Here is a 501-nt window from a genome sequence, read left to right as displayed (position 1 = left end):
GGGCAAGATCTTCGGCAAGGAGGCCGAGGCTGAAAAGCTTGTCTCTGGCTGGAAGGCGCAGCTCGCCGACATCACCGCCAAGGTCGGCAGCGCCAAGGGCACGCGGGTGTTCCTCTACGATTCCGGCGAGGACAAGCCGTTCACCGCAGGCAAGTTCGCCATCCCCAGCGCCATGATCACTGCCGCCGGCGGCGACAACATCATGGCTGACATGGACACCAGCTGGGGCAACACGGATTGGGAAACGGTGGCGTCGCGCAATCCGCAATTCCTCATCCTGCTCGATTACCAGGACGGTGGCGGCTACAGGAAGCTGCTCGATTTCCTGAAAGCGCATCCGGCCATGAAGGAGACAGACGCGGTCAAGAACGAGCGCTTCGTCGCCCTCCGCTACGCCGAGCTGACGCCTGGACCCGCCAACATCGAAGCGATCGACAAGATCGCCAAGGCCATGCACCCGGAAGCATTTTGAGCTTGCGCCATCCGGCATTTGCGTTGGCC

At 62.3% G+C, this 501-nt stretch carries 1 protein-coding gene; it reads left to right on the top strand.

What is annotated here, in order from left to right:
- The coding region (locus tag ENZ75_RS33885) for an ABC transporter substrate-binding protein (protein WP_164888286.1) at positions 1-472 on the top strand (472 nt) is incomplete at its 5' end.
- Between the last annotated feature and the right edge of the window lie 29 nt (positions 473-501).

Origin of the sequence: Mesorhizobium sp. M7A.F.Ca.CA.002.04.1.1 (assembly GCF_004022805.1) — a bacterium.
GTDB lineage: Bacteria > Pseudomonadota > Alphaproteobacteria > Rhizobiales > Rhizobiaceae > Mesorhizobium > Mesorhizobium ciceri.
Note: the sequence above shows the minus strand (reverse complement) of the source record. Positions and strands in the feature narration are given on the sequence as shown.